Annotated in this window: 20 protein-coding genes; 9 read left to right on the top strand and 11 right to left on the bottom strand. The window is 71.4% G+C overall.

Annotated features, from left to right (window positions below):
* Positions 1-8: 8 nt before the first annotated feature.
* The 5 genes from ACWDLG_RS35775 to ACWDLG_RS35755 all read right to left on the bottom strand — a co-directional run bounded on the left by ACWDLG_RS35775 (position 9) and on the right by ACWDLG_RS35755 (position 5,453).
* Positions 9-935 (bottom strand): enediyne biosynthesis protein UnbU, encoded by a 927-nt coding sequence (locus ACWDLG_RS35775; RefSeq protein WP_449928637.1) that lies wholly within the window; start codon positions 933-935, stop codon positions 9-11.
* 2 nt (positions 936-937) lie between these two features.
* Complete coding sequence (locus tag ACWDLG_RS35770) at positions 938-2,803, bottom strand: FG-GAP repeat domain-containing protein (RefSeq protein WP_449928635.1); 1,866 nt, start codon at positions 2,801-2,803, stop codon at positions 938-940.
* The gene (locus ACWDLG_RS35765) at positions 2,800-3,750 is read right to left on the bottom strand and encodes a DUF1702 family protein (protein WP_354915537.1); all 951 of its coding nucleotides are present in this window, start codon (positions 3,748-3,750) and stop codon (positions 2,800-2,802) included. Before ACWDLG_RS35765 ends, ACWDLG_RS35770 begins: the two co-directional genes overlap by 4 nt.
* Positions 3,751-4,060: 310 nt before the next feature.
* Positions 4,061-4,783 (bottom strand): helix-turn-helix transcriptional regulator, encoded by a 723-nt coding sequence (locus tag ACWDLG_RS35760; protein ID WP_449928633.1) that lies wholly within the window; start codon positions 4,781-4,783, stop codon positions 4,061-4,063.
* A 139-nt stretch (positions 4,784-4,922) separates the two neighbouring features.
* Entirely contained in the window at positions 4,923-5,453 is a 531-nt protein-coding gene (locus tag ACWDLG_RS35755; RefSeq protein WP_449928631.1) for a class I SAM-dependent methyltransferase, read from the bottom strand.
* Between the two features lie 201 nt (positions 5,454-5,654).
* On the opposite strand from ACWDLG_RS35755, the gene ACWDLG_RS35750 reads away from it, so the two are divergent.
* The 3 genes from ACWDLG_RS35750 to ACWDLG_RS35740 are packed head-to-tail and all read left to right on the top strand — an operon-like array spanning position 5,655 to position 8,347.
* Complete coding sequence (locus tag ACWDLG_RS35750; protein ID WP_449928629.1) at positions 5,655-6,275, top strand: class I SAM-dependent methyltransferase; 621 nt, start codon at positions 5,655-5,657, stop codon at positions 6,273-6,275.
* A 14-nt stretch (positions 6,276-6,289) separates the two neighbouring features.
* The gene (locus ACWDLG_RS35745; protein ID WP_354915547.1) at positions 6,290-7,561 is read left to right on the top strand and encodes a cytochrome P450; all 1,272 of its coding nucleotides are present in this window, start codon (positions 6,290-6,292) and stop codon (positions 7,559-7,561) included.
* A gap of 3 nt (positions 7,562-7,564) precedes the next feature.
* Positions 7,565-8,347, top strand: a complete 783-nt coding sequence (locus ACWDLG_RS35740; RefSeq protein WP_449928626.1) for an alpha/beta fold hydrolase — start codon at positions 7,565-7,567, stop codon at positions 8,345-8,347.
* Positions 8,348-8,535: 188 nt separating this feature from the next.
* On the opposite strand, the gene ACWDLG_RS35735 is transcribed toward ACWDLG_RS35740, so the two are convergent.
* From ACWDLG_RS35735 to ACWDLG_RS35725, 3 genes are all read right to left on the bottom strand, one after another.
* Positions 8,536-10,347, bottom strand: coding sequence for a hypothetical protein (locus ACWDLG_RS35735; RefSeq protein WP_449928624.1), 1,812 nt, complete (start codon positions 10,345-10,347; stop codon positions 8,536-8,538).
* Between the two features lie 174 nt (positions 10,348-10,521).
* Entirely contained in the window at positions 10,522-11,355 is an 834-nt protein-coding gene (locus ACWDLG_RS35730) for an alpha/beta hydrolase (protein ID WP_449928622.1), read from the bottom strand.
* Entirely contained in the window at positions 11,352-12,257 is a 906-nt protein-coding gene (locus ACWDLG_RS35725) for an alpha/beta hydrolase (RefSeq protein WP_449928620.1), read from the bottom strand. Before ACWDLG_RS35725 ends, ACWDLG_RS35730 begins: the two co-directional genes overlap by 4 nt.
* A gap of 120 nt (positions 12,258-12,377) precedes the next feature.
* Between ACWDLG_RS35725 and ACWDLG_RS35720 the strand changes: the two genes are divergently transcribed.
* Both ACWDLG_RS35720 and ACWDLG_RS35715 read left to right on the top strand, forming a co-directional pair.
* Entirely contained in the window at positions 12,378-15,113 is a 2,736-nt protein-coding gene (locus ACWDLG_RS35720) for an ATP-binding protein (RefSeq protein ID WP_449928618.1), read from the top strand.
* A gap of 199 nt (positions 15,114-15,312) precedes the next feature.
* Positions 15,313-16,107, top strand: coding sequence for a class I SAM-dependent methyltransferase (locus ACWDLG_RS35715; protein ID WP_449928616.1), 795 nt, complete (start codon positions 15,313-15,315; stop codon positions 16,105-16,107).
* Between the two features lie 91 nt (positions 16,108-16,198).
* On the opposite strand, the gene clpX is transcribed toward ACWDLG_RS35715, so the two are convergent.
* Positions 16,199-17,461: an ATP-dependent Clp protease ATP-binding subunit ClpX gene (clpX, locus tag ACWDLG_RS35710; protein WP_449928614.1), complete on the bottom strand. Its 1,263-nt coding sequence runs from the start codon at positions 17,459-17,461 to the stop codon at positions 16,199-16,201.
* Positions 17,462-17,692: 231 nt separating this feature from the next.
* On the opposite strand from clpX, the gene ACWDLG_RS35705 reads away from it, so the two are divergent.
* The 3 genes from ACWDLG_RS35705 to ACWDLG_RS35695 all read left to right on the top strand — a co-directional run bounded on the left by ACWDLG_RS35705 (position 17,693) and on the right by ACWDLG_RS35695 (position 20,591).
* Positions 17,693-18,052, top strand: a complete 360-nt coding sequence (locus tag ACWDLG_RS35705; protein ID WP_449928612.1) for a DUF2203 family protein — start codon at positions 17,693-17,695, stop codon at positions 18,050-18,052.
* Positions 18,053-18,176: 124 nt separating this feature from the next.
* Positions 18,177-20,000, top strand: coding sequence for a glycoside hydrolase family 15 protein (locus ACWDLG_RS35700; RefSeq protein WP_449928610.1), 1,824 nt, complete (start codon positions 18,177-18,179; stop codon positions 19,998-20,000).
* Between the two features lie 117 nt (positions 20,001-20,117).
* Complete coding sequence (locus ACWDLG_RS35695) at positions 20,118-20,591, top strand: DUF6194 family protein (protein ID WP_449928608.1); 474 nt, start codon at positions 20,118-20,120, stop codon at positions 20,589-20,591.
* Between the two features lie 84 nt (positions 20,592-20,675).
* Here the strand turns inward: ACWDLG_RS35695 and katG are convergent, their stop codons facing one another.
* Positions 20,676-22,907: a catalase/peroxidase HPI gene (gene katG / locus ACWDLG_RS35690; RefSeq protein WP_449928606.1), complete on the bottom strand. Its 2,232-nt coding sequence runs from the start codon at positions 22,905-22,907 to the stop codon at positions 20,676-20,678.
* Positions 22,908-22,931: 24 nt separating this feature from the next.
* Positions 22,932-23,378 carry a Fur family transcriptional regulator gene (locus ACWDLG_RS35685; RefSeq protein ID WP_354918169.1) on the bottom strand — a complete coding sequence of 149 codons (447 nt, stop codon included), beginning with the start codon at positions 23,376-23,378 and terminating at the stop codon, positions 22,932-22,934.
* Between the two features lie 309 nt (positions 23,379-23,687).
* On the opposite strand from ACWDLG_RS35685, the gene ACWDLG_RS35680 reads away from it, so the two are divergent.
* Positions 23,688-23,936: a hypothetical protein gene (locus ACWDLG_RS35680; RefSeq protein WP_449928604.1), complete on the top strand. Its 249-nt coding sequence runs from the start codon at positions 23,688-23,690 to the stop codon at positions 23,934-23,936.
* Positions 23,937-23,962 lie beyond the last annotated feature (26 nt).

Genomic DNA, 23,962 nt, shown 5'->3' with positions numbered 1-23,962 from the left:
TCAGCTCCTCAGCGGGCGACGGCGGGTTCCGGCACCAGGACCGGCTCGCCGGCGGGCGCGCTCCTGCGCCGCGAGATCGAGACGAGCGCGAGCGCGACGCCCCGGATGGCGCACACGATGGTCAGCGCGAAGAACAGGCCGAACACGATGTGGAAGGAGACCAGCAGGCCGTAGACCGCGGCCGTCCCCGCCCCGAACGCGACCTGCCGCCAGCGGGCCACCGGCGTGGTCCCCGGGTCGGTGATCATGTAGTTGGTGTAGAGGATGAACGCCGTCCCGCTCATCACCAGCAGGGCGCTCCACGTCGAGGTGCCGTCCACGGCGGTCCTGATGAGCGCCTGCGCCGCGAAGCCGCCGACCCAGCCGAGGATGAGGGGGATCTTCCCGGTGAGCTTGGCGTTGAGCATGGTGCCCGCGGACAGGATGGCCAGCGGGATGATCCAGTCGACCGGGCCCGAGACGAACTCGGTGAAGTGGTACGGCGGCGCGATGCTGACCCAGGGGAAGGCCAGCAGCACGACGACGATCCCGAAGTTGGACGGGTTGAGCACGTGCCGGACGCTCCGCCTGCCGGTGCGGTCGATCACCATGACGCGGAAGAGGTACTTGGAGGTGATGGCGATCACCACCGCGAGCAGCACCGGTTCCAGCCGCTCGTTGGCGTACATCAGCATCGCGCAGGCCAGGGCGCTGATGTGCGCCGGCAGCAGGAAGTCCATGAGCTTGACCCAGCCGCCCAGGTACTTCGCCGGCCGCCGCCTGGCCCGCGCGTCGATCGTCTCGAGTCCGAGCTCCAGCACGTAGGCCAGCAGGATGGTGGCGATCGGGGTGACGTACGCCTGCTCGAAGCCGAGAAGGAGATGGCCGACGATGTTGAAGACCGTGATGGACAGGGCGAACCGGCGCAGGGCCGCCGTCCTGGGGTCGCGTTTCATGGTCATACCTCCGGACGGAGAACCAGTTCGTGCCAGCCCGGCTTCAGGGTGGCGTCGGTGGTGTGGCGGGTGCCGCACCCGTCACGCCAGGTCACGGTGACCGGGACCGGGGCCTTCGGGTCGGCCAGCGCGAACAGCAGCTCGGAGGCGGAGACTCCACCGTGGCCGTTGGCCGGGTAGAGCTGACCGGCGGAGATGCCCGCCGCGCCCGAGCGCAGCGTCACGCTCGCGCCGACGGCCGGGGTCGTGGCGGTCGACGAGCCGCAGCCCGCGGGCCGCTTCAGGGTCAGGCCCAGGTACGGCAGGTCGGTGGGCCTGGTGTTGCGGTAGACGTAGGAGGCGCGCCACTGGTTGGCCACGGCGAAGTCCAGCTTGCCGTCGTGGTCCACGTCGGCCAGGGCGATTCCCCTGGAGACGCCGGGGTCCGCCACGCCGAGCCGGGCGGCGATGTCGTGGAAGCGGCCGTCCCGGTCTCGCGCGAAGAAGGGATTGGGATCAGATCCCGAAATATCATCGCCCGGGATTACCTGTGGCCAGATGGTGGGATTGCTCACCACAACGTCGTTGGCCATCGCCAGCTCCTGCAGGTTCGCCCACCGGTTGTCCTCACCGGCGACGAACCCGGTGGCCTGGAGCACCTGCACGTCGCCGTCCCCGCCGAAGTCGCCGGCCTTGATGTCCCAGCCCCAGCCCGACCTCGACAGCCCGAGCGGTTCGCTGAGGTCGTCGTAGTGGGCCGTGCCGCCCGCGCCCAGCACCTCGCGCCGGGTGCTGACCCAGGCGAAGTTGCTCTCCTGGAGGGCGAACTCCTCGGTGATGTTGCTCACCACCATGTCGGGCGCGCCGTCGTCGTTGAGGTGGGTGAAGGCGACGCCCATGCCCTTGAAGGAGTCGCGCCCCAGGACCTTGGACTTGGGCGTCGTCAGGTGCCTGATGCCGCCCTGGACCTCGAAGCGGGGCCGGCCCGGCGTCGACAGGTTGCGCAGCAGGTGGTCGGCGCCGAAGTCGTTGGCGAAGTAGAGCTCGGGCAGGCCGTCGCCGTTCAGGTCCTGCGCGCCGATGGCCAGCGTCCAGCTCCTGGCCACGGCCGCGTCCAGCACGCCGGGCACGTCGGAGAACCGCGCCTCGCCCGGCTTGCCCGCGTTCAGCAGGATGCGGTTGACCCCGCCGTTGACCGAGGACGACATGGAGGTCTGCATGTGCAGCTCGTCCTGCCGGGCGGCCGGATCGAGCACCCGCGCGCCGTCGGGGAAGTAGTTGCCGATCACGATGTCGGTCCTGCCGTCGCCGTCGACGTCGGCGAGCGAGGCCGCGTTGCTGTTCCACACCTGGTACGGCTTGACCAGCTCCTGCGCGGTGAAGGCCAACGTGCTCCCGGTGCGCAGGAACAGCACCGGCGAGCGGCCCCAGTAGTAGACCATCGCGTCGGTGCTGCCGTTCTGGTCGAAGTCGCCGGTCACGCAGCCCGTCGGCGCCATCGTGGAGGTGTACGGCAGGCTGCCGGGCGTGAGCGTGACGACCGGATAGCGGTCGCCCGTGCCGGGCACCGGGCGGATCGTCACCGAGTCGTCCCGCGTGTCCACCAGGCACACGTCGTCCGGGCGCCCGTTGCCGTCCACGTCGTCCATGGCCAGACCGGCGCCGACGGAGGAGATCCAGTGGCTGATCCGCTTGTAGGCGGGCGCCACCGCCCGGACCGTTCGCCGGGTGTCGGTCGTGTTCAGCGCCGTCTGCCGGAAGGCGAAGCGGCCGGCGAGCCGGTCCTCCTCCGCGGCGGAGATGGACGGAGCCTGCGCGGCGAAGACCCCGCCGGTGATCAGCACCACCGAGCAGAAGGCGGCCGCACCCGTCCGCAGTCTTTCGATCATGTCGTCTCCTTCGCCTGGTGGGCCTCCGCCCAGGCGTGGCGGATCCGCGCACGCCACGCCTCGTAGGCGGTGGTGGAGCTGGGCAGGCTGACCACCTGCTCGAAGGCGCGGTCGGTCCACGCAGCCGCGGTGGCCAGATCCGCGCCGGTCAATCTCTCCACGGCGATCGCCGTGCCCGCGGGCTCGATGCCGGACAGGTGGTGCGCCTTGGCCGCGAAGGCGGCGCCCTGGGCGAGGTCCGCGCGGTGGCTCGCGGCCAGAGCGGCCAGGTCGTCCACGCCGTCGGCCGCCAGCGCGCCGGTGTAGGTGGCGGCCAGCCCGATCCCGGCCCACAGATCGCCCCGGCGCTCGGGGGCGAACCGCTCGATCGTCGCCGCGACGCGCTCGGGCTCGGCGGCTCCGTAGAACCACAGCGCGCGGCCCACGCCCTGGTCCCTGATCGCTCTGACCGGGCCGCGGGCCGCGCGCTCGATCCACTGCCGGCCGAAGACCGCCTCGGGCCGGAAGAACGCCTGGTGGAAGCCCCAGCCGTCCCAGGCCAGCCAGCCCAGCAGGGGATGCCAGGGGCGGGCCAGCCGCCAGACCGGCAGCCGCAGCCGGGCGTAGGCCCATCCCGCGCCGACGGTGATGAGATGGATGTAACCCGCGCCCCGATCCTCGCGCAGGTCGCGCAGCCGCCGTCCGCCCGACAGGCTCAGGACGTCGAGCAGGCACCTGCTCATGGCCGCGCCCTCGTAGGCGAACCCACGGAACTCGGGCGTGACGCCGGACAGGTCGAGCGGGCCGGAGGACTGGGTGAGGCCGTCGTTGTAGCCGCGCACGAAGCTGCGGACCACCTCGTCGAGCCGGTCACGCACGCCGGGGGCGGCCTGGGGGAAGCCCAGCCGGGCCAGGGTGAGCCGCGCGGGATCGAGGGCGAGCGCGCGACGTAGCAGTGTCGCGGTCATGGTCTACCTCACTGGATCTAGTAGGACAGGACCCGGCCGGAAGGAGTGCGAAGATCAAGAGTTTCGAGTACCGCGGGTGCCCTTCTAGGCTTTTTCACTCTGATTTGGCGCATCGCCTGTCCCCTTTCTCATTTTTCTATATAAATCATCACCATTTTCCTCATATCAGCACGGACGCCGCCTTATCTGAAGACCTAGATGGGCACCCCCCTAGGGGTAGCCATCCGGCTAGCCCAAAAGCCGCCGAACAGCGAAAATCACGCCCCCGCACATCCAAGGCGGGGACGTGATGGAAAAACACGAATTTCGACTAGGCGCCGTATGCGCTCCGCAAGGCGATGGCCACCGCGAGGGTCCGGTTCGAGCAGTTGAGTTTCGCCAGAACATTGGACACCAGGCGTTTGACGCCGTGCTGTGAGATATGCAGGCGCAGCGCGATCTGTTTGTTGCCGAGCCCCTCGACCAACAGGTCGAGCACCTCACGCTCGCGCGGGGTCAGGGTGTTGATACGCGACTGCGACTGGCGGAAGTCCGCCCTGGCCCGACTCAGCAGCCGGTTGGCCAGGAACGACGGCATCGGCACGTCGCCGGCCACCACGCCGGAGATGGCGGCGTCCAACGCCTGGGCGGTCAGCTCGTCCTGGACGAGGAAGCCGTTGCACGGCACCGCGGTGGCCAGGTCGAGGCCGTCCTCGTCCACCCCGGCGATCAGCACCAGCACCTTGACGTCGTGCCGGCACACCTCGGCGGCCAGCATGCACACCTCTGCTCCGTTGAGCCCGCCGAGGCCGAGGATGAGCAGGTCGAACGCCCGCTGGCGGGCCAGCTCCAGCACCTCGGCGCGGAGCGCGCACAGCCGGACGTGCCGTACCGGGGCGAGCGCGCCGAGCATGACGTTGAGGCCGTGCCTGACCAGGTCGTTGTCGACATGGACGGCCACCCGCAGGAAGCCGGCGCTCTCCCCGTGCAGGGAGTGGTGGTAGCTCGCCTGCTCCAGGACGGGGAGCCCGCTCGTGGATCCGTTCACCTTCACAGCCATCCCCTCCAGAGGTTCGACCGGGATCGGCCATGTCCGCGACGCTACGCGGCGAACGGGCTCCTTCAACGCATCCGGACCGAAGGTCGGACCGCAGGACCGAAAGAGGCAGCCCGCCGTACAACCTTCGGACCACTCAGTCGCGCGGGCGGGCCACGATGCACACCAGGGCGGCCGAGGTGGAGGTGACGTCGGTCACGGGGGTGGCCGCGAACCCGTGCGCCTCGACGGCGGGGACCACCTTGTCGACGATCTCCCTGGCGCGTCCCGCGCCGGGCGGCTCCCAGCACAGGTGCAGGCTGCCGCCGGGAGCCAGCCAGCGGCGCAGCGCGGTCAGCTCCCTGGCCGGGGAGCGCGTCCAGAACAGGTTGACGTTGACCGAGAAGATCTTGTCGAAGGAGCCGTCGTCGAACGCGGCCTCCTCGAGTCCCATAACCTCGAAGCTCGCCCTGCCCGCCGCGACGCTCACGTCGTTGCGCTGCCTGGCCGCCTCGATCGCCACCCGCGACCGGTCGATGGCGGCGAAGGTGCCCTCCTTGAGCCGGTCGAGGACGAGCGCGGCGGCGACGCCGCGGCCGCATCCGATCTCCAGCACACGATCCGAAGGCGCGAGCTCCAGCGTCTCCACCGCCCATGACAAACGCTCAGGTACCGCTTTTTCAGCCATGGTGACAACGTATCCCGCCACATACGGAATCTGGCGGAGATCGAAAAGAATCTGTCAGCAGCAAGAAACACCCCCAGCTCACTTCCTTCCCTTTCCTATAGAAAGGAGCAAAAAGGGCATTTCTGGAGGAGAGTCGTCATGTCGGAGACAGTAGCCGCCGATTTCGAAACCCTCTACCGGGGTGCGTCTCCGGTGCCGGGGATGGAATTCGACACGGTCCCGTGGGACATCGGGGAACCACAACCGGTGGTCGTCGAGTTCGAGGGCAGGGGGCAGGTCAGCGGCGACGTGCTCGACGTCGGATGCGGCGCGGGCGACAACGCGATCTTCCTCGCCGCCCGCGGATACCGGGTGACGGGCGTGGACATCGCGCCCACCGCGATCGAGTGGGCACGGCAGCGCTCGCGCGACCGCGGCGCCGAGGTGGAGTACGCCGTCGCCGACGTCACCGACCTGCGCGGTTACGACTGCCGCTTCGACACGATCATCGACAGCGGCGTCTTCGACTGCCTCGACGCCGAGCAGCGCGACCGCTACGCCGCCGAGCTCCACCGCGCCGCCAGGCCCGGCGCCAAGCTGTTGGTCGTCTGCTTCTCCGACGCGGTGACCGTCGAGGTCCCGGGCGTCTTCACGATCTCCGAGCAGGACTTCCGCACCACCCTGGGCGGCGCGGGCTGGACCATCACCGCGCTGCGCGTGGACACCTTCCTGGTCACCGCGACGGCCACCGGATTCTTCCGGTCCGCCGGGCTCAACCTCGACACCGACGATCGCGGACGGGGGCGGCTGCCCGCCTGGGCCGTCGAAGCCGTCCGCGGCTGACCCGGAGACAACCGATGACGACACAGCTGACCGACACCGACTCCCCCGTTCCCGCCACCGGCCTGGACTGCCTCGACCCCACCTACCAGCGCGACCCCTATCCCTTCTACCACTGGCTGCTCCGCCACGACCCGGTCCACCGCGGCAAGGACGGCACCTGGTACGTCACCCGCTACGAGGACGTGCGCACGGCCATGAGCGACAAGCGCTTCGCCTGCGCCAACGTCCGCGACCACTGGGAGGAGATGGTCGGCCCCGGCGCGCTCAAGGAGGTCATGCGGGACACGATCTTCTTCGAGGACGACCCGCAGCACGGGTTCCTGCGCTCCCTCATCAGCCCGGCCTTCAAGCCCAAGCGCATGCGGGCGATGGAGCCGCAGATCCGCCGCGTGGTCGACGAGCTGCTCGAGCCGCTGGTCCGGCGCGGCGAGATGGACCTGGTGAAGGACTTCGCCGCGCCGCTCGCGCTGATCTTCATCTGCGAGCTGCTCGGCGTGCCTGAGGAAGGCCACGAGAAGGTGCGCGTCTGGTCGCTGGACATCGCCCCGACCCTGGATCTCGTCCCGACCGAGGAGGAGATCAGGATCGGCCACATCGCCATGGGCCAGTTCAGCGACTACCTGGCCCAGCTGATCGCCGAACGGCCCGACCGGGCCGGCGAGGACCTCATCGGCGTCATGCTGGAGGCCCTGGAGGAGGGCAGGGGCGGCGGCGACCGGCCGCTCACGCTGAGCGCCATCATCAGCACGATCATCTCGGTGGTCTTCGCCGGGCACGACACGGTCACCAACCAGATCTCCAACAGCATCCTGGCCTTCATCCACCATCCCGAGCAGATCCGGCTGCTCAGGCAGGACCCGGACCGCATGGCCGACGCGGTCAGCGAGTGCCTGCGCTACGACTCGGCCGTGCAGTCCAACAGCCGCAGGCTCACCGAGGACGTCGAGCTCGGCGGCGTCACGCTGCCCGCCGGCGACTTCGTCGTGGCCCTCATGGGCGCGGCCAACCGCGACCCCGCGGAGTTCCCCGACCCCGACCGCTTCGACATCACCCGCACCGGCGTGCAGCCGATGTCTTTCGGTGCGGGCATGCGCTACTGCCTGGGCGCCATCCTGGGCCGGCTGGAGATCGCCGCCGCCCTGGAGCGCCTCATCTGGCTGGACGACCTGCGCGTGACGATCCCCGAGGAGCAGTTCGTCTACCAGCGCAGCTCGATGTTCCGCGGCCTGGCCAGCCTGCCCGTCGCCTTCACCCCCGTCACCGACTACCCGCCCAGGAGGAAGTAGCCCATGCCCAAGGTCACCGTGGCCGACGCCGACGTGCACTACGCGCTCACCGGCGCCGGCCCTGGCCTGATCATGCTGCACGGCACGCAGGCGGGCGCCGAGGCCAGCTGGGGCCACGTGGTCGGCGGCTTCGCCGACCGCCGTACCGTCGTCACGCCCGACCTGAGCGGCAGCGGCAGGACCACGGACGGCGGCGCGCCGCTGACCGTCGAGAGCCTGGCCGACCAGGTCGTGGCGGTCGCCCGGGCGGCCGCGCCCGGTCCGGTGGATCTGGTCGGCGCCTCGCTGGGCGCGGTGGTGGCCGCCGCCACCGCCGCGCACCACCCCGACCTGGTCAGGAGCCTCGTGCTCATCGCCGGCTGGGCGCACGGGGACGACGTACGGCACCGGCTGAACTTCGGGCTCTGGCGCGATCTGGCGCGGACCGACTTCGACCTGTTCAGCAGGTTCGGCATGCTGCAGGGCTTCACCCCCGGCTACCTCAGCGCGCTCAGCGACGAGGGGCTGAACGCCGTGCTGGCCGCCAACCAGCCCGCTCCCGGCCTGGCCCGCCAGATCGAGCTGGACCTCCAGGCCGACATCCGGGACCTGCTGCCCAAGATCTCCGCTCGCACGCTGGTGATCGGGCTGACCCGGGACGAGATCGTCCCGGTGGAACGCTCGCGGGAGCTGCGGGCCGCCATTCCCGGTAGCGCCTACGCCGAGGTCGACAGCGGCCACTTCGCGATCTTCGAGAAGACGGCCGAGATGGTCGGCCTGATCCGCTCCTTCCTGCTGACCGGCTGAACCGTCGAGGGGAGGACGAGGTCTCCTCGTCCTCCCCTCCCGCCGTGGATGCCGGCCCTCGCCCCCGCCCCCCTTCGCCCCCGCCCCCGCCGCCGCTGCGGACGCGGAAGGGGGCACGGTCTCGACGAGGAGGCGCACCACGCGGAGGACCCCGCCATCTCCATGGCGGGGTCCTCGGCTGTTACGGCTCAGCGGATCCGGTAGGCCCGCAGGATCGTGAGCTCGGCGCGGTTGCCGGAAGCGTCGACGAGGGCGGCGCGTAGCGAGACGTGCCCCGACCTGGGGTGCCAGACCGTCGCCTTCCACTGGTCGCCCGCGCCCTCCAGGCGCACCGACCGCCACGACCGCCCGTCGTCGTAGGAGATCTCGACGTTCAGCCGCCGCACGGCGCTGGGCGTGGAGCCGTCCTGCCGCTGCACGTAGACCGGGAAGGAGAAGGGCCCTGACGCCGCCCGGTTGTACTCGTCCAGGCCGGGCGCGAACCGGACCACGGCCAGGGGCAGCCGCTGCTCGCCCGTGCCGGACCTGAACGTCCATGACGCGCGGACCTCGGCCGACAGGCCCGAGACGCCGCCGCGGCGGGCCGTGGCCGTCAGGCGGTAGGAGCCGTCGCCCGGGGGCAAGGTGAAGGAGCCCTTGCCGGGGAGCGCGGTGTGCCCGACCACCCTGCCGTCCCGGTACAGGACGGTGGCGGCCCGGTCGACCGTGGAGCGCGTCTCCCTGATCGGGTTCTGGTCGGTGAACAGCGGGATCTCGACGTCCAGGGTGTCGCCGGACCGCACCGCCTTCGTCCAGGACCACGGCCACGCCGGCGGGAAGGACGGCCCGAACGCGGCCACACCCCAGCTCTCGCGCGAGACCGTACCCGCGGTGAACACCTTGGGTCCGCTGTAGGTGATGATCTCGGGGGTGGCCCCGACCGCGCCGTCGAACTGGCCGAACGACGACAGCCAGTGGGTGTCGGGGATGTAGTACTCCTTGAGGGAGAACGGCAGCGGCGCCGAGACCAGGTAGTCCTTCTGGCCGACCTTGCCGGGGGCCGACGCGGCGAACGTCGAGTCGACGGTCGCCAGGTTGCCGTCGGGGATGTGCCGCACCAGGTCCGCGGGCACCCTGTCGGGCTGCACCCACTGGAGGTGGTAGAGGTACGGGCTGCCCGCGAAGCCGCCCGCGCCGTCGGGCTTGGCGAAGCGCCCGGCGACGTAGAAGGTGAACTGTCCGGGCGGCGCCGCCGTGGTCGACGGACGCACCAGGGTGTCGGCGAAGTTCACCGCGTGGTACCCCTGCCCGACGAACCGGCCGTCCGGCGTGTACCGCTCGAAGATCAACGCGACCTCGCCGCCGACCGCCTCCGGCCGGTCCAGCGTGATGCCGACCGGCTTGCCCTCGGTGGCCACCAGGTCGAGCGTACGGTCCCCGTCGACCACGAACAGCGGCTCGACGATGTGCGTGACGAGCGGCCCGGTCCGCACCTCCGCCTGCAGGTAGTAGGAGCCGCGCGGGAGCTTGGCCACCACCGTGCCCGAGGGGTCGTGGGGGGAGAACGACTGCTCCACCTCGAGGCTGTTGAACACCGCCGACCAGGTCGAGGTGGGGCGGCCCTGGTGGTCGAGCACGCGGATGGTGACGTCGAAGGTCTCCGCCGCCGTGGTCGTGGCCGCCGCCCGGCGCGCTCCTCCCGACCTGGTCAGGTTGAACAGCTCACGGTCGCGTCCCTCGGCGTCGGACGGGACCACATAGGTGTCGCCGTGGTCGGTGTAGCTGCGGAAGCGTACCTGGTCGCGCCCGCGGGCGGGTCTGACCACCACGTCCTGTCCGCGTGGCGCGTCCGGCCGCAGCAACACCCGGTCTCCGGTGACCAGGGTGATCCACTTCTCGCCGTCCGGTGCCGTGACCGCGGCACCGGACGGCGCCGCGGCCACGGCCGGCGACGGGCCGGCGACCAGCGGGGTCACGGCCAGCACGAAGAGTGATAACAGGGTCCTGAGCTTGCGTGACATCGCGGCTCCAAGGCTCGGGGGCGAGCCGAGGATAACCCGGACGGCAAACCCCGGATCCGAGATCTTTCCGCCCCTCGCAGGAGGTCGCGCGGCCGGGTCCGCCCCCGGCCGCCGCGGGCCCGGCCGCCGGTCAGCCCGAGGCGATGACGCGCCGCGCGAGGAGGAGTCGGCGCGTCAGAGCACCTTCTTCACGAAGGCGAGAGCGGTGTCGCAGACCTCGCGCCAACCGCTGTCGATGGTCAGGGAGTGGCCGCGGCCGGGCATCTCGATGATCTCGGTGGGATGGTGTTCGTTGCGGGCCTGCTTCTTGTAGGAGGCGTTGGCGATGGCCCAGGGGACGGTGTGGTCCTTCTCGCCGGAGACGATCAGCAGCGGGCCGCGGTCGGGGGTGAGGCTGTCGACCTTGGTCTCGCTCCACGGGTTGACGTTGGCGACGGCGGCCTGGAACAGCGGCGCGCCGGGGGCGGGGACGCAGAAGGTGTCGTAGAGCTCGTGGGCTTCCTGCTCGGTGACGGCGTTGGCGAAGGCGTAGCGGAACTGCTCGTAGGTCAGCGGCACGGCGCGGTGGATGTTGGCGGGGTTGGCCAGCACCGGGGCGGCGGCGCGCAGCGAGGAGATCGGCAACGGCAGCACCCCTTGGAAGGGGGCGGGGTCGATGGCCACGCCGGCGCAGGCCAGACCGCGGCCGGCGAGGATCTGGGTGAGCAGCCCGCCGAAGGAGTGGCCGATGACGACCGGCTTGCGGTCCAGTGTGGCGATCAGGTCGGCGAAGTGGTCGGCGACCTGGCCGACCGTCTTGTGCGCGAACACCTGCGGGTGGGCGTTGGCTTCCTCGACGGTGTCGGGGTCGTCGGGCCAGCCGGGGGTGACGGGTGCGAAGCCGGCCTCGGCGAAGACGCGGGCCCAGCGGTCCCAGCTGCTGGGCAGCAGCCACAGGCCGTGGACGAACACCGCGGGGATCTTGCCGGTGGCGTTGGCCTGCTCGATCTGCTGGAGGTCGTGGCTCACAGGATGCCCTTCAGGAAGGAGACGGCCTGGTTGATGGCTGCCTCGGCGGCGTGGGTGTCGCGCAGCGCGTTGAGCATGACGAAGTCGTGGATGACGCCCTGGTAGCGCACGGCCACCACCGGCACCCCGGCCTGGCGCAGCTTGTCGGCGTAGGCCTCGCCCTCGTCGCGCAGCACGTCGGCCTCGGCGGTGATGACCAGCGCCGGCGGCAGCCCGGCCAGGTCCTCGGTGGTGGCGCGCAGCGGCGAGGCGGTGATCTCGGCGCGCTGCTCGTCGCTGGTTGTGTACTGGTCCCAGAACCACTGCATGGCGTCGCGGCGCAGGAAGTAGCCGGTGGCGAACTGCCGATAGGAGCCGGTGTCGAAGCCGGCGTCGGTGACCGGGTAGAACAGCACCTGGGCCTTGAGGTGCTCGCGGGCGGTCAGGGTGAGCGCGGCGGCCATGTTGCCGCCGACGGAGTCGCCGGCCACCGCGATCCTGGCCGCGTCCAGGCCGAAGGTGGCGCCATGGGTGAGCACCCAGTGCAGGGCGGCCCGGTTCTGCTGGTTGGCCACCGGGTAGCGGGCCTCGGGCGAGAGGCTGTAGTTGACGAACACCACGGCCGCGCCGGTGCCCCGGGCCAGTTCGCGGGCCAGCCGGCCATGGGTGTGGTCGTTGCCGAACACCCAGCCGGCGCCGTGGATGTACAGGATGACCGGCAACGGGCCGGTCGCGTCGGCGGGCCGGAAGATGGTGAGGTTCTCGACGGTCTCCCGGGTGGTGCCCGGTACCTCGATCTCGGGCGACTGCACCTGGTCTACGGCCTTGCGGCCCTCCTCGGGCGGCAGCTCGAACAGGTAGGGCGGGTTCGCCGTCGCGTCGGCGAAGGCCTGCGCGGCCGGCTCCAGAACGGGCTTGCTCATGAACGTTCTCCAGGACGTGAGTGATGTCCCAAGAACCATCCCCCCTCGGACCCGGCGATCGAGTCCTTGAAACCCCTTAGCCTTTCAGGTGCCGATCAGGGAAACCCTTAGTCTGAGACCATGGTTCTGCGTGGCAGGAAGGCGGAGACCGCCGAGCTCGACGGCCTGCTGGGCAGAGCCGCAGCGGGTCTGAGCGGCGTGCTGGTCCTCAGCGGCCCGGCGGGCATCGGCAAGACCGCGTTGCTCGACCACGCGGTCGGCGCCGCGGCCGGGTTACAGGTCACCAGGGTCGCCGGGGTGGAGGCCGAGCAGGAGCTGGGCTTCGCCGGACTGCACCGCCTGCTGCTGCCCTTCCTCGGCGAGCGCGGACGGCTGCCGGGGCCGCAGCGCGACGCGCTGGAGACGGCCTTCGGCCTGCTGCGCGCGGCCCCGCCGGACCGTTTCCTGGTGGGGCTCGCGGCGCTGACCCTGCTCGCGGAGTCCGCCGCCGACCGCCCGGTCCTGGCCGTCTGCGACGACGCCCAGTGGATGGACCGCGAGTCCCTGGAGGTGCTCGCCTTCGTCGCCCGCCGCCTGTACGCCGACGGGATCGTCCTGCTGTTCGGTGTCCGCGACGGTGACCCCGCCCTCGCCTGCCTGGCCGGGCTGGACGAGCTCCACGTGGCGGGGCTCCCCGACGACGAGGCCCTGGCGCTGCTGGACTCCTCCCTGGGCGCCGAGATCGACCGGGTGATCGTCAGGCGCTGCCTCGAGGAGACAGGCGGCAACCCGCTGGCCATCCGCGAGCTCGGCCGCGGGCTGGCCGCGGGCGAGCTGGCCGAACCGGGCTTCGGCGAGCCGCTGTCCCTGGACCGCAGGCTCGAAGCGCGCTTCCTGCGCCAGGTCGGCGATCTCGACTCGCTGACCCAGCAGGTCCTCCTGGTCGCCGCCGCCGACCCCACCGGCGATCCGGCCCTGGTACGGCAGGCGGTCGCGCACCTGTCGGCCGCGCCTCCCGCCGGCATCGAGGCGGCCGTCGAACGAGCCGAGCGCGGCGAGTTCCTGGCCTCGAACCCGGGTACCCACTTCCGCCACCCGTTGATCCGCTCGGCGGTGTACGGCGGAGCCGCCGCGTCCCGGCGGCGGCAGGCGCATGCGGCCCTGGCCGCGGTCACCGACCCCGTGCGGGACGCCGACCGGCACGCCTGGCACCTGGCCGCGGCCGCCGACGGCCCCAGCGAAGCCGTCGCGGCCGAGCTGGAGGCCAGCGCCGAGCGGGCGCGCGAGCGCGGCGGCCACCTGGCGCAGGCCGCCTTCCTGCGCCGGGCCGCCGAGCTGACCCCGCCGGGGCCGCAGCGCAACGGCCGGCTGCTGGCGGCCTGCGCGGCGGCACTGACGGCCGGCGCGCCGCACCGCGGCGAGGAACTGCTGGAACTGCTCACCCCCGATCTGGGTGTCGCGGCGCTGGACGCCTATGCCATGCGGCTGCGCGGTTTCCTGAACGTCATGCTCGGCAGGGAAGGCGCGGTGGCGCTGCTGCTCCAGGCCGCTCAGGTCCTGGCCGGGCCGGACCCTCGTGCCGCCAGGGACACCCTGCTGGAGGCGTTCGACGCGGCCATCGTCGTGGCCCGCGTCGGCCCCGGCATGAGCGCCGAGCGGGTGGCCAGGGCCGCGTTGCGGGCGCCCGCCGTACCGGGTGAGCCCACGATCGCGGACGTGCTGCTGGCGGCGCACGCCACCATGGTCGCCGTCGGTTACCGCGAGGCGGTTCCGCTGATGCGGCAGGGTCTGCTCGCCATGCAGGCCGAAGGCGCGGAGAACGGCGACGCGGCGCGCTGGTTCCTGCTCGGCGCCGTCCTCGCCCTCGACCTGTGGGACATCGACGCGCTGGGCGACTGCTCGCGGCGCTTCTCGGCGGCGGCCCGCCGCCAGGGCGCGCTGCGCATGCTCCAGGCGGGCGCGCACGGCTCGGCCACCCACGCGCTGCTCTGCGGCCGCTTCGCCGCGTCCGAGGCGCATTTCGCCGAGTTCATGGACGTGGCGGCGGCGATCGGCGCGGACCTGCGCTTCGCCGGCACGAGCGACGTCATGCTGCACGCCTGGCGCGGTGACAGGGAACGCACGCTGGCCGCCGTGGCGATCCAGGCCGGGCCCGACGCCGAACGGCCCGGCGGCCTCCAGGTGCAGCTCGCCCGCGCCGCCCTCGTGCTGCTGGAGCTCGGCCACTGCCGCTACGCCGAAGCCCAGGCCGCCGGGGAGGCCGGCTACGCCGCCGATCCGCCGCACTACGGCGGCGGGGTCCTGCCCGATCTGGTCGAGGCGGCGGTGCGCAACAACGACACCGCGGTGGCCGAGCGGGCGCTGGCGCGGCTGAGCGAGCGCGCCGAGGCGAGCGGCACCCCGTGGGCGCTGGGCGTGCTCGCCCGCAGCCGCGCTCTCCTGGCCGACGACGAGCGGCTCTACCGGGAGGCGCTCGCACTGCTGGAGCGGACCCCGCTGGCCACGGAGGTGGCCCGCACCCACCTGCTCTACGGCGAGTGGCTCCGGCGGCGCAACCGCCGTCTCGACGCTCGCGAGCAGTTGCGGACCGCCCACGAGAGGTTCGTGGCCATGGGCGCCGCCGCCTTCGCCGAGCGGGCCCGGATGGAGCTGGCCGCCACCGGGGAGCAGGCCCGTGTCCGCACTCCCAGCGCCAGGTACGACCTGACACCTCAGGAGCTGCGGGTGGCCCGGCTCGCCGCGGGGGGCACCACCAACCAGGAGATCGCCGCCGAGCTGTTCATCAGTGCGAGCACGGTGGAGTACCACCTGCGCAAGGTGTTCAGGAAGCTCGGCGTCACCTCCCGCAGGCACCTGGGCGACGCCCTGCGCGCGTAGACGCGACACCCTGCGCGTAGACGCGACACCCTGCGCGTAGACGCGACACCCTGCGCGTAGACGCGACACCCCTCGCGCAGGCGCGGCGCCCTGGGCGCGCAGGCCGGTCGACCCGCGCGGGACGCCCGGCCAACGGGCGGAGGGCCGCGGCATGGCGCCCGGCGAGCCGGCGCCCGGCCCGCCGGCGTAGCGTCACACCATGGGCGGGAGGAGGATCTGGCAGGTCGGCGAGGCGTACGAGCGCTACATGGGCCGGTGGAGCCGGACGGTGGCCGCGGCGTTCGTCTCGTGGCTCGCCGTACCGGCCGGCCGGCGCTGGCTGGACGTCGGCTGCGGCACCGGCGCGCTGGCCGCCGCGGTGCCGGGCGCCGCCGCGCCGGCCGAGGTGGTCGGGGTCGATCCGTCGCACGGATTCGTCAGGCACGCGCGGGAGCTGGTCGCCGATCCGCTGGTCCGGTTCGCGGCCGCCGAGGCGGGGGCGCTGCCGTTCGAGGACGGGCGGTTCGACGTCGCGGTCAGCGGGCTGGTGCTGAACTTCGTGCCGGACGCGCCGGCGGCCGTGGCCGAGCTGGCCCGGGTGACCGCACCGGGCGGGACGGTCGCGGCGTACGTCTGGGACTACTCCGGCCGGATGGCGATCATCCGGACCTTCTGGGCGGCCGCCACCGAACTCGATCCGGACGCGGAGGCGCTGGACGAAGGTACCCGGTTCCCGCTCTGCCGGCCGGAGCCGTTGCGCGCGTTGTGGGCCGGCGCCGGGCTGAGCGACGTGCTGGTCGAGCCGATCGAGGTGGCCGCGGTGTTCCCGGACTTCGACGACTACTGGCGGCCGTTCCTCGGCGCTCAGGGCCCGGCGCCGGCGTACGCCGCGTCCCTGTCCGAGGCGCACCGGACGGCCCTGCGGGACCGGCTGCGCGAGCGGCTCCCGGTGGCGGCCGACGGGTCGATCACGCTGCCCGTCCGGGCCTGGGCGGTCCGCGGCGCGACCCCTTAGACCGGCCGTCGGCGACCCCGGCGGCACGGCGCGAGCCCTCAGGCCCGACCGTCGGCGACCTCGATGGTGCGCGGCGCGAGCATGGCCACCGCTAGGCCGACCGTCGGTGGCGGCGCCCGTCGTCGGAGCGCGGCACCAGGGTCGGGCCGGCGTTGCGGAGCACCGTGTCGCGCCCGATCACCACGCGCGCCACGTCATCCCGGCCCGGGATCTCGTACATGACGCCGAGCAGCACCTCCTCGAGGATCGCGCGCGCCGCCCTGGCCCCGGTACGGCGCAGCAGCGCCAGCTCGGCGATCGCCTCGACGGCGCCGTCGGCGAAGTCCAGGGCCACGCCGTCCATCTCGAACAGCCGCTGGTACTGCCTGATCAGCGCGTTGCGCGGCTCGGTGAGGATCCGCGTCACCGCCGCACCGTCCAGTGGCTGGAAGGTGGCCACGACCGGCAGGCGGCCGACGAACTCGGGGATCAGCCCGAACCGCCGCAGGTCCTGCGGCATGACCTCGACGAACGGGTCGGGCTCCGTCTCCCCGCGGACCGTGGCGCCGAACCCGGCGGCCCCGCGCCCCGCCCGCTGGTCGATGATCGGTTCGAGCCCGGAGAAGGCGCCGCCGGCGACGAACAGCACGTCGGTGGTGTCCATCCGGACGTACTCCTCCTGCGGGTGCTTGCGGCCGGTCAGCGGGGGCACACTGACGACGGTCCCTTCGAGGATCTTCAGCAGTGCCTGCTGGACACCCTCGCCGGAGACGTCCCGGGTGAGCGACGCGTGCTCGCTCCTGCGCGTGATCTTGTCGATCTCGTCGATGTAGACGATGCCGCGCTCGGCCTTGCGCACGTCGTTGCCGGCCGCGTGGAGCAGCTTGGCCAGGATGGTCTCGACGTCCTCCCCGACGTACCCGGCCTCGGTGAGCGCGGTGGCGTCGGCCGTCGCGAAGGGTACGTCGAGCATGCGGGCCAGCGTATGGACGAGATGGGTCTTGCCGCAGCCCGTGGGGCCGATCAGCAGGATGTTGGACTTGCCGAGCTCGACCCGCCCGTCGCGCCCGCCCTGGCGTGATCGCGTGTTGACACGCTTGTAGTGGTTGTACACGGCCACGGCTAGCGTGCGCTTGGCCCGGTCCTGCCCGATGACGTACTGGTCGAGGAAGGCGTGGATCTCCCGCGGCTTCGGCGGCCTGGGCGGCGCGCCGGCGGGGTCGAGGTCGTCGTCGACGAGCTCGGTGCACACCTCGACGCACTCGTCGCAGATGCAGATGCGGCCCGGACCCGCGATGAGCTTCTTGACCTGCTTCTGGGGCTTGCCGCAGAACGCGCACCTCAGCGCCGCGTCCCGGCTTCCTGCGTGGGCCATCGCGTGTCAGACGGTCGTCGGGAGCGCGGGCACCTGCCGGAGGCCCGGGTCGGGCAGCGGCTCAGGACGGGTGAAGTCGATCCCCCGGGTCACGGAGTCCCTCTTTTCAAATGTCATGAACATTCAGATGTTGAGATCATTCGAAGCGCGACGCTACCGTGGATCCCTCGTCACGGCAACACGGGCGGGCCGCGGATCCGCGCCTCCGGCCCGAGCCGGTAGCGTGCCGTCATGGACAGGACCTTCACCCTCGACGAGGCCCGCGCGCTGCTGCCCGTGATCATCGAGGAGGCCCGAGAGCTGGTCGCCGCCCGCGCCGACCTGGCCGAGATCGCCCACGACCGCGAGCGGCACGGCGCCTCGCCGCTGGGCGGGCTCGCCGAGCTGAAGGGCATCGAGGCCCGTATCGAGGAGATCCTCACCGGCTGGACGCAGCAGGGGGTCGAGGTGAAGGGCATCGCGCCGATCCTGGTGGACTTCCCGTCGGTGCTGGACGGGCGATCGGTGCGGTTGTGCTGGATCGAGGGCGAACGCGAGCTGTCCTGGTACCACCGCACCGAACTGGGCTTTCCCGGCCGTCGCCCGCTCTAAGTCGCGGTGGTGGTCGCGGCGAGGCCAAACCCTGCCGAGTCCTTGACGTGACGCAGACCCGGCCCGGCGACCCGCTTTCCTAGGCTTTGACCGTCGGACCACTCGAAACCGCGAGGAGGCCCCGGTGGCCACTGCGATCCCCGGCGAGAACTCCCGATACCTGCCGATAGCCGACCACGGCCTGATCGGCGACCTGCGCACGACCGCGCTGGTCGGCACGAACGGCACGATCGACTGGTACTGCTGTCCCCGGTTCGACTCCCCCAGCGTGTTCGCCTCGCTCCTCGACAGCGAGCGGGGCGGCTCGTTCGAACTGGCCGCCGACGTGCCGGCCAGGACCAAGCAGTTCTACTTCCCCGACACCAACGTCCTGATCACCCGCTTCTACGCCAACGACGGCGTCGGCGAGATCCAGGACTTCATGCCCGTCGCCGACGAGGCGCTCGAGCACGACCGCCACCGGCTCATCCGCCGGGTGACCTGCGTGCGGGGCGCGCTCCCCTTCCGGGCGCGGATAGCGCCGCGGTTCGGCTACGGAAGCGAGCAGCACACCCTCCGCCTGGCGCACGGCCAGGCCGTCTTCGAGACGCCTTCCCTGTCGCTGGCGCTGACCGCCACCGTGCCGATGGAAGCCGACGGCACGGACGTGTGGTCGGAGTTCAAACTCCAGGAGGGTGAGCACGCCGTCTTCGCCCTCGACCGGGTCGGCGACGGAGTCGCGCCGCGCTCGTGCGCGACCACCGAGGCCGAGGAGCAGTTCACCGCCACCGTCGCCTTCTGGCGGCGCTGGCTGTCCACCTCGCGCTACCGCGGCCGCTGGCGCGAGATGGTGCACCGGTCGGCGCTGGTGCTGAAGCTGCTCACGTACGCCCCGACCGGCGGCATCGTGGCCGCGCCGACCACCAGCCTGCCGGAGTCGATCGGCGGCGAGCGCAACTGGGACTACCGCTACGTGTGGGTGCGCGACGCCGCGTTCTGCGTCTACGCGCTGCTCAGGCTCGGCTTCACCGGGGAGGCCGCGGCGTTCATGCGCTTCCTGACGACCAGCGTGTGCACCTGCACGCCCGGCACGCCCGGTCCCTTGCAGATCATGTACGGCATCGACGGGCGCGGCGACCTGCCGGAACGCCTGCTCGACAACTTCGAGGGCTACCAGGGATCGTGGCCGGTCCGGGTCGGGAACGCCGCCGTCGACCAGTTGCAGCTCGACATCTACGGCGCGCTCGTCGACGCCATCTACCTCTACGACAAGTGGGGCAAACCAATCTCCAGCGACGACTGGGACTACGTCGGCACCCTGGTCGACTGGGTGTGCGACAACTGGGACCAGCCCGACGAGGGCGTGTGGGAGACCCGCGGCGGCCGCAAGAACTTCCTGTACTCGCGGCTGATGTGCTGGGTGGCCATCGAGCGCGCCATCCGCCTGGCCAACCACCGCGGGCTGCCCGCCGATCTGGCCCGCTGGCAGCGGACCCGCGACACGATCTACCGGCAGATCATGCGCCGCGGCTGGTCGGGCGACCTGGAGGCCTTCGCCCAGTATCTCGACGGCGACGTCCTCGACGCCTCGGTGCTGATGATGCCGCTGGCCAAGTTCTCGGCGCCCACCGACCCGAAGTGGATGTCCACCCTCACCGCTCTCGGCAACCATCTGGTGTCCGACTCGCTGGTCTACCGCTACGACCCGCAGGCCAGCCCGGACGGCCTGCAGGGCATGGAAGGCACGTTCTCGATCTGCTCGTTCTGGTACGTCGAGGCGCTCGCCCGCGCCGGACGTCTGGACGAGGCCCGGCTGGCCTTCGAGAAGATGCTCACCTACGCCAACCATGTCGGCCTGTTCGCCGAGCAGATCGGGCACACCGGCGAGCAGCTCGGCAACTTCCCGCAGGCGTTCACCCATCTGGCGCTGATCAGCGCCGCCTTCAACCTCGACCGCGCGCTCGGCTGACAGCCGGTTGAGGGTTTTCCGGCCGGAGTCCCAGCAGAAAGCACGAAAAGTCCCAAAAAGGACTTCAATGAAACACTTGAAGGGAGGGAACCCGACTCCGAAAGGACCCGTCCGAGCGTGACCGAGAACGACATCATCGACTTCGTCAGCGGCCTGCCCGCCACCGTCGCCATCACCGCCGGCGAGGACAACGGCACCCCCGAGGCGGCATGGGGGGACACCTTCTTCTTCTACGCCCCCGAGGGGACGATGCCCACCGACGGACGCCTGCCGTACGCGACGGTCGTCGTCAAGGACTACCCCGGCTGGGACAGCGCCTCCGGCCTCGACCGGCCCGGCGTGTTCCGGCTGAACATCGCCGTCGGCCGGGCCGCCTTCGAGGAGCTGATCGGCTACCCGCCCGCGGCCCACGCCGACCACCACGCCGGCGTCGACTACACGGTGACCGACCGGATCATCCCGCACCCGCTGTACGCCGTCCAGGGATGGATCTGCGTCCTCAACCCCGGCGAGGCGACCGGCGGGCAGGCGTACACGCTGCTGAACGAGGCGCACGCCAGGGCGGCCAAGCGTTACCGTCCCGGCCGCTGACCAGTCGGGCCGCCGGCAGCCGTCGCCGGCCCGGTGTCGCGAGGCGTCCAGGCCGGCCGGCGCCGGCCGGCCTGGACGTCACGATCAGACCAGGTCGAACCGGTCGAGGTTCATCACCTTGTCCCACGCCGCGACGAAGTCGTTCACGAACTTCTCCTTCGCGTCATCGCTCGCGTAGACCTCCGCGAGCGCCCGCAGCTCGGAGTTCGACCCGAAGACCAGGTCGACACGGCTGCCGGTCCACTTGACCTCGCCCGTGGCCGAGTCGCGAGCCTCGAAGGTGTTCGCGTCCTCGGAGGTCGCCTTCCACGTCGTGCCCAGGTCGAGCAGGTTGACGAAGAAGTCGTTGGTCAGCGACCCGGGGGTCGAGGTGAGGACACCCACCGGCGACTGCTGGTGGGTCGCGCCCAGGACGCGCAGGCCGCCGACGAGGACCGTCATCTCCGGGGCGCTGAGGGTCAGCAGGTTCGCCCGGTCGATCAGCAGGTACTCGGCCGGGAGCCGGTTGCCCTTCTCGAGGTAGTTGCGGAAGCCGTCGGCGGTCGGCTCGAGCGCGGCGAACGACTCCACGTCGGTCTGCTCCTGCGCGGCGTCGACGCGGCCCGGCGTGAAGGGGACCGCGACGTCGAAGCCGGCCTGCTTGGCGGCCTGCTCGACGGCCGCGCCACCGGCGAGCACGATCACGTCGGCGAGAGAGACCCGCTTGCCGCCGGTCTGGGCGGCGTTGAAGTCCTGCTGGATGCCCTCCAGGGTGCGCAGCACCGTCGCCAGCTGGTCGGGGTCGTTGACCTCCCACCCGCTCTGCGGCTCGAGGCGGACGCGCGCGCCGTTGGCGCCGCCGCGCTTGTCGCTGCCGCGGAAGGACGCTGCCGACGCCCACGCGGTGGACACCAGCTGCGGCACCGACAGGCCCGAGGCGAGGATCCGGCCCTTGAGAGCGGCGATGTCCTCGGCGTCGACGAGCTCGTGCGTCACCGCGGGAAGGGGGTCCTGCCACAGCAGCGTCTCGGACGGGACCTCCGGGCCGAGGTAGCGCGCGACCGGGCCCATGTCGCGGTGGGTCAGCTTGAACCACGCACGAGCGAAGGCGTCCGCGAACTCGTCCGGGTTCTCCAGGAAGCGTCGCGAGATCTGCTCGTAGATCGGGTCCACGCGCAGCGAGAGGTCGGTCGTGAGCATCGTCGGGGCGTGGCTCTTCGACGGGTCGTGGGCGTCGGGGACCGTACCCGCCCCTGCGCCGTCCTTCGGCCGCCACTGGTGGGCGCCGGCGGGGCTCTTGAACAGCTCCCACTCGTAGCCGAACAGGATCTCGAAGAAGCTGTTGTCCCACGTCACCGGGGTGTTGGTCCAGATGCCCTCGAGACCGCTGGTGATCGTGTCGCCACCCTTGCCGGTGCCGAAGGTGCTCCTCCAGCCGAAGCCCTGCTCCTCGATCGGGGCGGCCTCGGGGTCGGGGCCGACGTGGTCCGACGGGCCCGCGCCGTGGGTCTTGCCGAAGGTGTGACCGCCCGCGATGAGGGCGACCGTCTCCTCGTCGTTCATCGCCATCCGGCGGAAGGTCTCACGGATGTCGCGGGCCGCGGCGAGCGGGTCCGGGTTGCCGTTCGGCCCCTCCGGGTTGACGTAGATGAGGCCCATCTGGACCGCGCCGAGCGGGTTCTCCAGCTCGCGGTCGCCGCTGTAGCGCTGGTCGCCGAGCCAGGTGGTCTCGGGACCCCAGTAGACGTCCTCGTCGGGCTCCCACACGTCGGCACGACCGCCGGCGAAGCCGAAGGTCTCGAAGCCCATGGTCTCCAGGGCGACGTTACCGGCGAGGATCATGAGGTCGGCCCACGAGAGCTTCTTGCCGTACTTCTTCTTGACCGGCCACAGCAGGCGGCGGGCCTTGTCGAGGTTGCCGTTGTCCGGCCAGCTGTTGAGCGGGGCGAAGCGCTGCTGGCCGGCCCCCGCGCCGCCACGGCCGTCGCTGATCCGGTAGGTGCCCGCGCTGTGCCAGGCCATCCGGATGATGAACGGGCCGTAGTGGCCGAAGTCGGCCGGCCACCAGTCCTGCGAGGTCGTCAGCACCTCCGCGATGTCCCGCTTGACGGCAGGAAGGTCGAGGCTCTTGAACGCCTCGGCGTAGTCGAACCCGTCGCCAAGGGGGTTCGCCACAGCGGGGTTCTTGGCGAGGATCTTCAGGTTGAGCCGCTCCGGCCACCACTGGCGGTTCCCGCCACCCTGAGTCGGGTGCGGGGCGCGCCCGTGCGCGACCGGGCAGCCACCTTCACCCTCGGTCTTCGCGTCTGTGACGATGGCGTCGTGGTTCTCAGACATGGGAATCCTTCCGGACTATTCAGATCACTGTGCTGAGGCACTGCGGGCGGTGGAACAGTCGGGGCACAGGCCCCAGTAGATGACCTCGGCCTCGTCGATCGCGAAACCGTGGTCCTGGGAGGCGGTCAGGCAGGGGGCGTGACCGACCGCGCAGTCGACGTCGGCGACGGCACCGCACGACCGGCACACGAGATGGTGATGGTTGTCCCCGACGCGTCCCTCGAACAGGGCCGGGCTGCCGGGCGGTTCGATGCGGCGCACGAGCCCCGCCGCGGTCAGCGCGTGGAGGGCCTCGTACACGGCTTGGAGTGAGATGTGGCCGACGCGCTCGCGCACCCCGGAGGCGACAGCCTCGACGTCGAGGTGGTCACCGTTCCTGACGGTCTCGAGCAGCGCGACGCGAGCGGCCGTCACCCGCAGGCCGGCACCGCGCAGCTCCTCGGCGGTGGTCGGAGTCTGGGATGCGGACATAGCGCCCAACCTACTGCCATAAACACGAATCACACAAGATAATGAATTGTCCAAGTTAGTCCTGCATCAGGCAATCCGGCCGACCGGTGGGTTCCGCCACCTCGCAGCGCGCCGTGGCCGAGGGGCTCGGCCCTGCCATTCACCACAACCCCGAGCGCGGGACCGGCTGCCGGCAGGCATGCGCGAACACGGCGGCGAGCCCTTGCTCTGCTGGGCGAACACATCGCACGTCAGGCGGGAGGAGACAAGGGGAATCGCCGACATGCCGGCGCGCGGCACCTGACCGCGGCACCGGCGACAGCCGCCACCGTGATGGACGAACTGCGCCGCGACGTACAGGCGCAGCAGGAGGCCCGCGACCTGCCGGTGCGGCAGGCCGAGGAGCAGCAGCGGCTACTCGAAGCCGATGCCGAGCAAGCCGAGAAGATCCGGCAGATTCTGCTCGGTGAGACCAGGAAGTCCATCAAGGCCGAACGCCGCCGGCAGTGGGGCTACATCCTTGCCGGTGCCGTCTGGTCCGTCCCCGTCGGTGTGGCCATCAACCTCGTGGTGCCGTAACGCCCTGGCAGGTCAGGACACGTGCA

It is taken from the genome of Nonomuraea sp. NPDC003727 (assembly GCF_053586935.1).
The sequence above is the reverse complement of the archived record's forward strand: the minus strand, read 5'-3'. Positions and strand labels throughout refer to the sequence as shown.

Bases quoted from the DNA above. Each gene is read 5' to 3' on its own strand.
- ACWDLG_RS35775 (WP_449928637.1), bottom strand. From the start codon at position 935: ATGAAACGCGACCCCAGGACGGCGGCCCTGCGCCGGTTCGCCCTGTCC.
- ACWDLG_RS35770 (WP_449928635.1), bottom strand. From the start codon at position 2,803: ATGATCGAAAGACTGCGGACGGGTGCGGCCGCCTTCTGCTCGGTGGTG.
- ACWDLG_RS35765 (WP_354915537.1), bottom strand. From the start codon at position 3,750: ATGACCGCGACACTGCTACGTCGCGCGCTCGCCCTCGATCCCGCGCGG.
- ACWDLG_RS35755 (WP_449928631.1), bottom strand. From the start codon at position 5,453: ATGGCTGAAAAAGCGGTACCTGAGCGTTTGTCATGGGCGGTGGAGACG.
- ACWDLG_RS35750 (WP_449928629.1), top strand. From the start codon at position 5,655: ATGGAATTCGACACGGTCCCGTGGGACATCGGGGAACCACAACCGGTG.
- ACWDLG_RS35745 (WP_354915547.1), top strand. From the start codon at position 6,290: ATGACGACACAGCTGACCGACACCGACTCCCCCGTTCCCGCCACCGGC.
- ACWDLG_RS35740 (WP_449928626.1), top strand. From the start codon at position 7,565: ATGCCCAAGGTCACCGTGGCCGACGCCGACGTGCACTACGCGCTCACC.
- ACWDLG_RS35735 (WP_449928624.1), bottom strand. From the start codon at position 10,347: ATGTCACGCAAGCTCAGGACCCTGTTATCACTCTTCGTGCTGGCCGTG.
- ACWDLG_RS35725 (WP_449928620.1), bottom strand. From the start codon at position 12,257: ATGAGCAAGCCCGTTCTGGAGCCGGCCGCGCAGGCCTTCGCCGACGCG.
- ACWDLG_RS35720 (WP_449928618.1), top strand. From the start codon at position 12,378: ATGGTTCTGCGTGGCAGGAAGGCGGAGACCGCCGAGCTCGACGGCCTG.
- ACWDLG_RS35715 (WP_449928616.1), top strand. From the start codon at position 15,313: ATGGGCGGGAGGAGGATCTGGCAGGTCGGCGAGGCGTACGAGCGCTAC.
- clpX (WP_449928614.1), bottom strand. From the start codon at position 17,461: ATGGCCCACGCAGGAAGCCGGGACGCGGCGCTGAGGTGCGCGTTCTGC.
- ACWDLG_RS35705 (WP_449928612.1), top strand. From the start codon at position 17,693: ATGGACAGGACCTTCACCCTCGACGAGGCCCGCGCGCTGCTGCCCGTG.
- katG (WP_449928606.1), bottom strand. From the start codon at position 22,907: ATGTCTGAGAACCACGACGCCATCGTCACAGACGCGAAGACCGAGGGT.
- ACWDLG_RS35685 (WP_354918169.1), bottom strand. From the start codon at position 23,378: ATGTCCGCATCCCAGACTCCGACCACCGCCGAGGAGCTGCGCGGTGCC.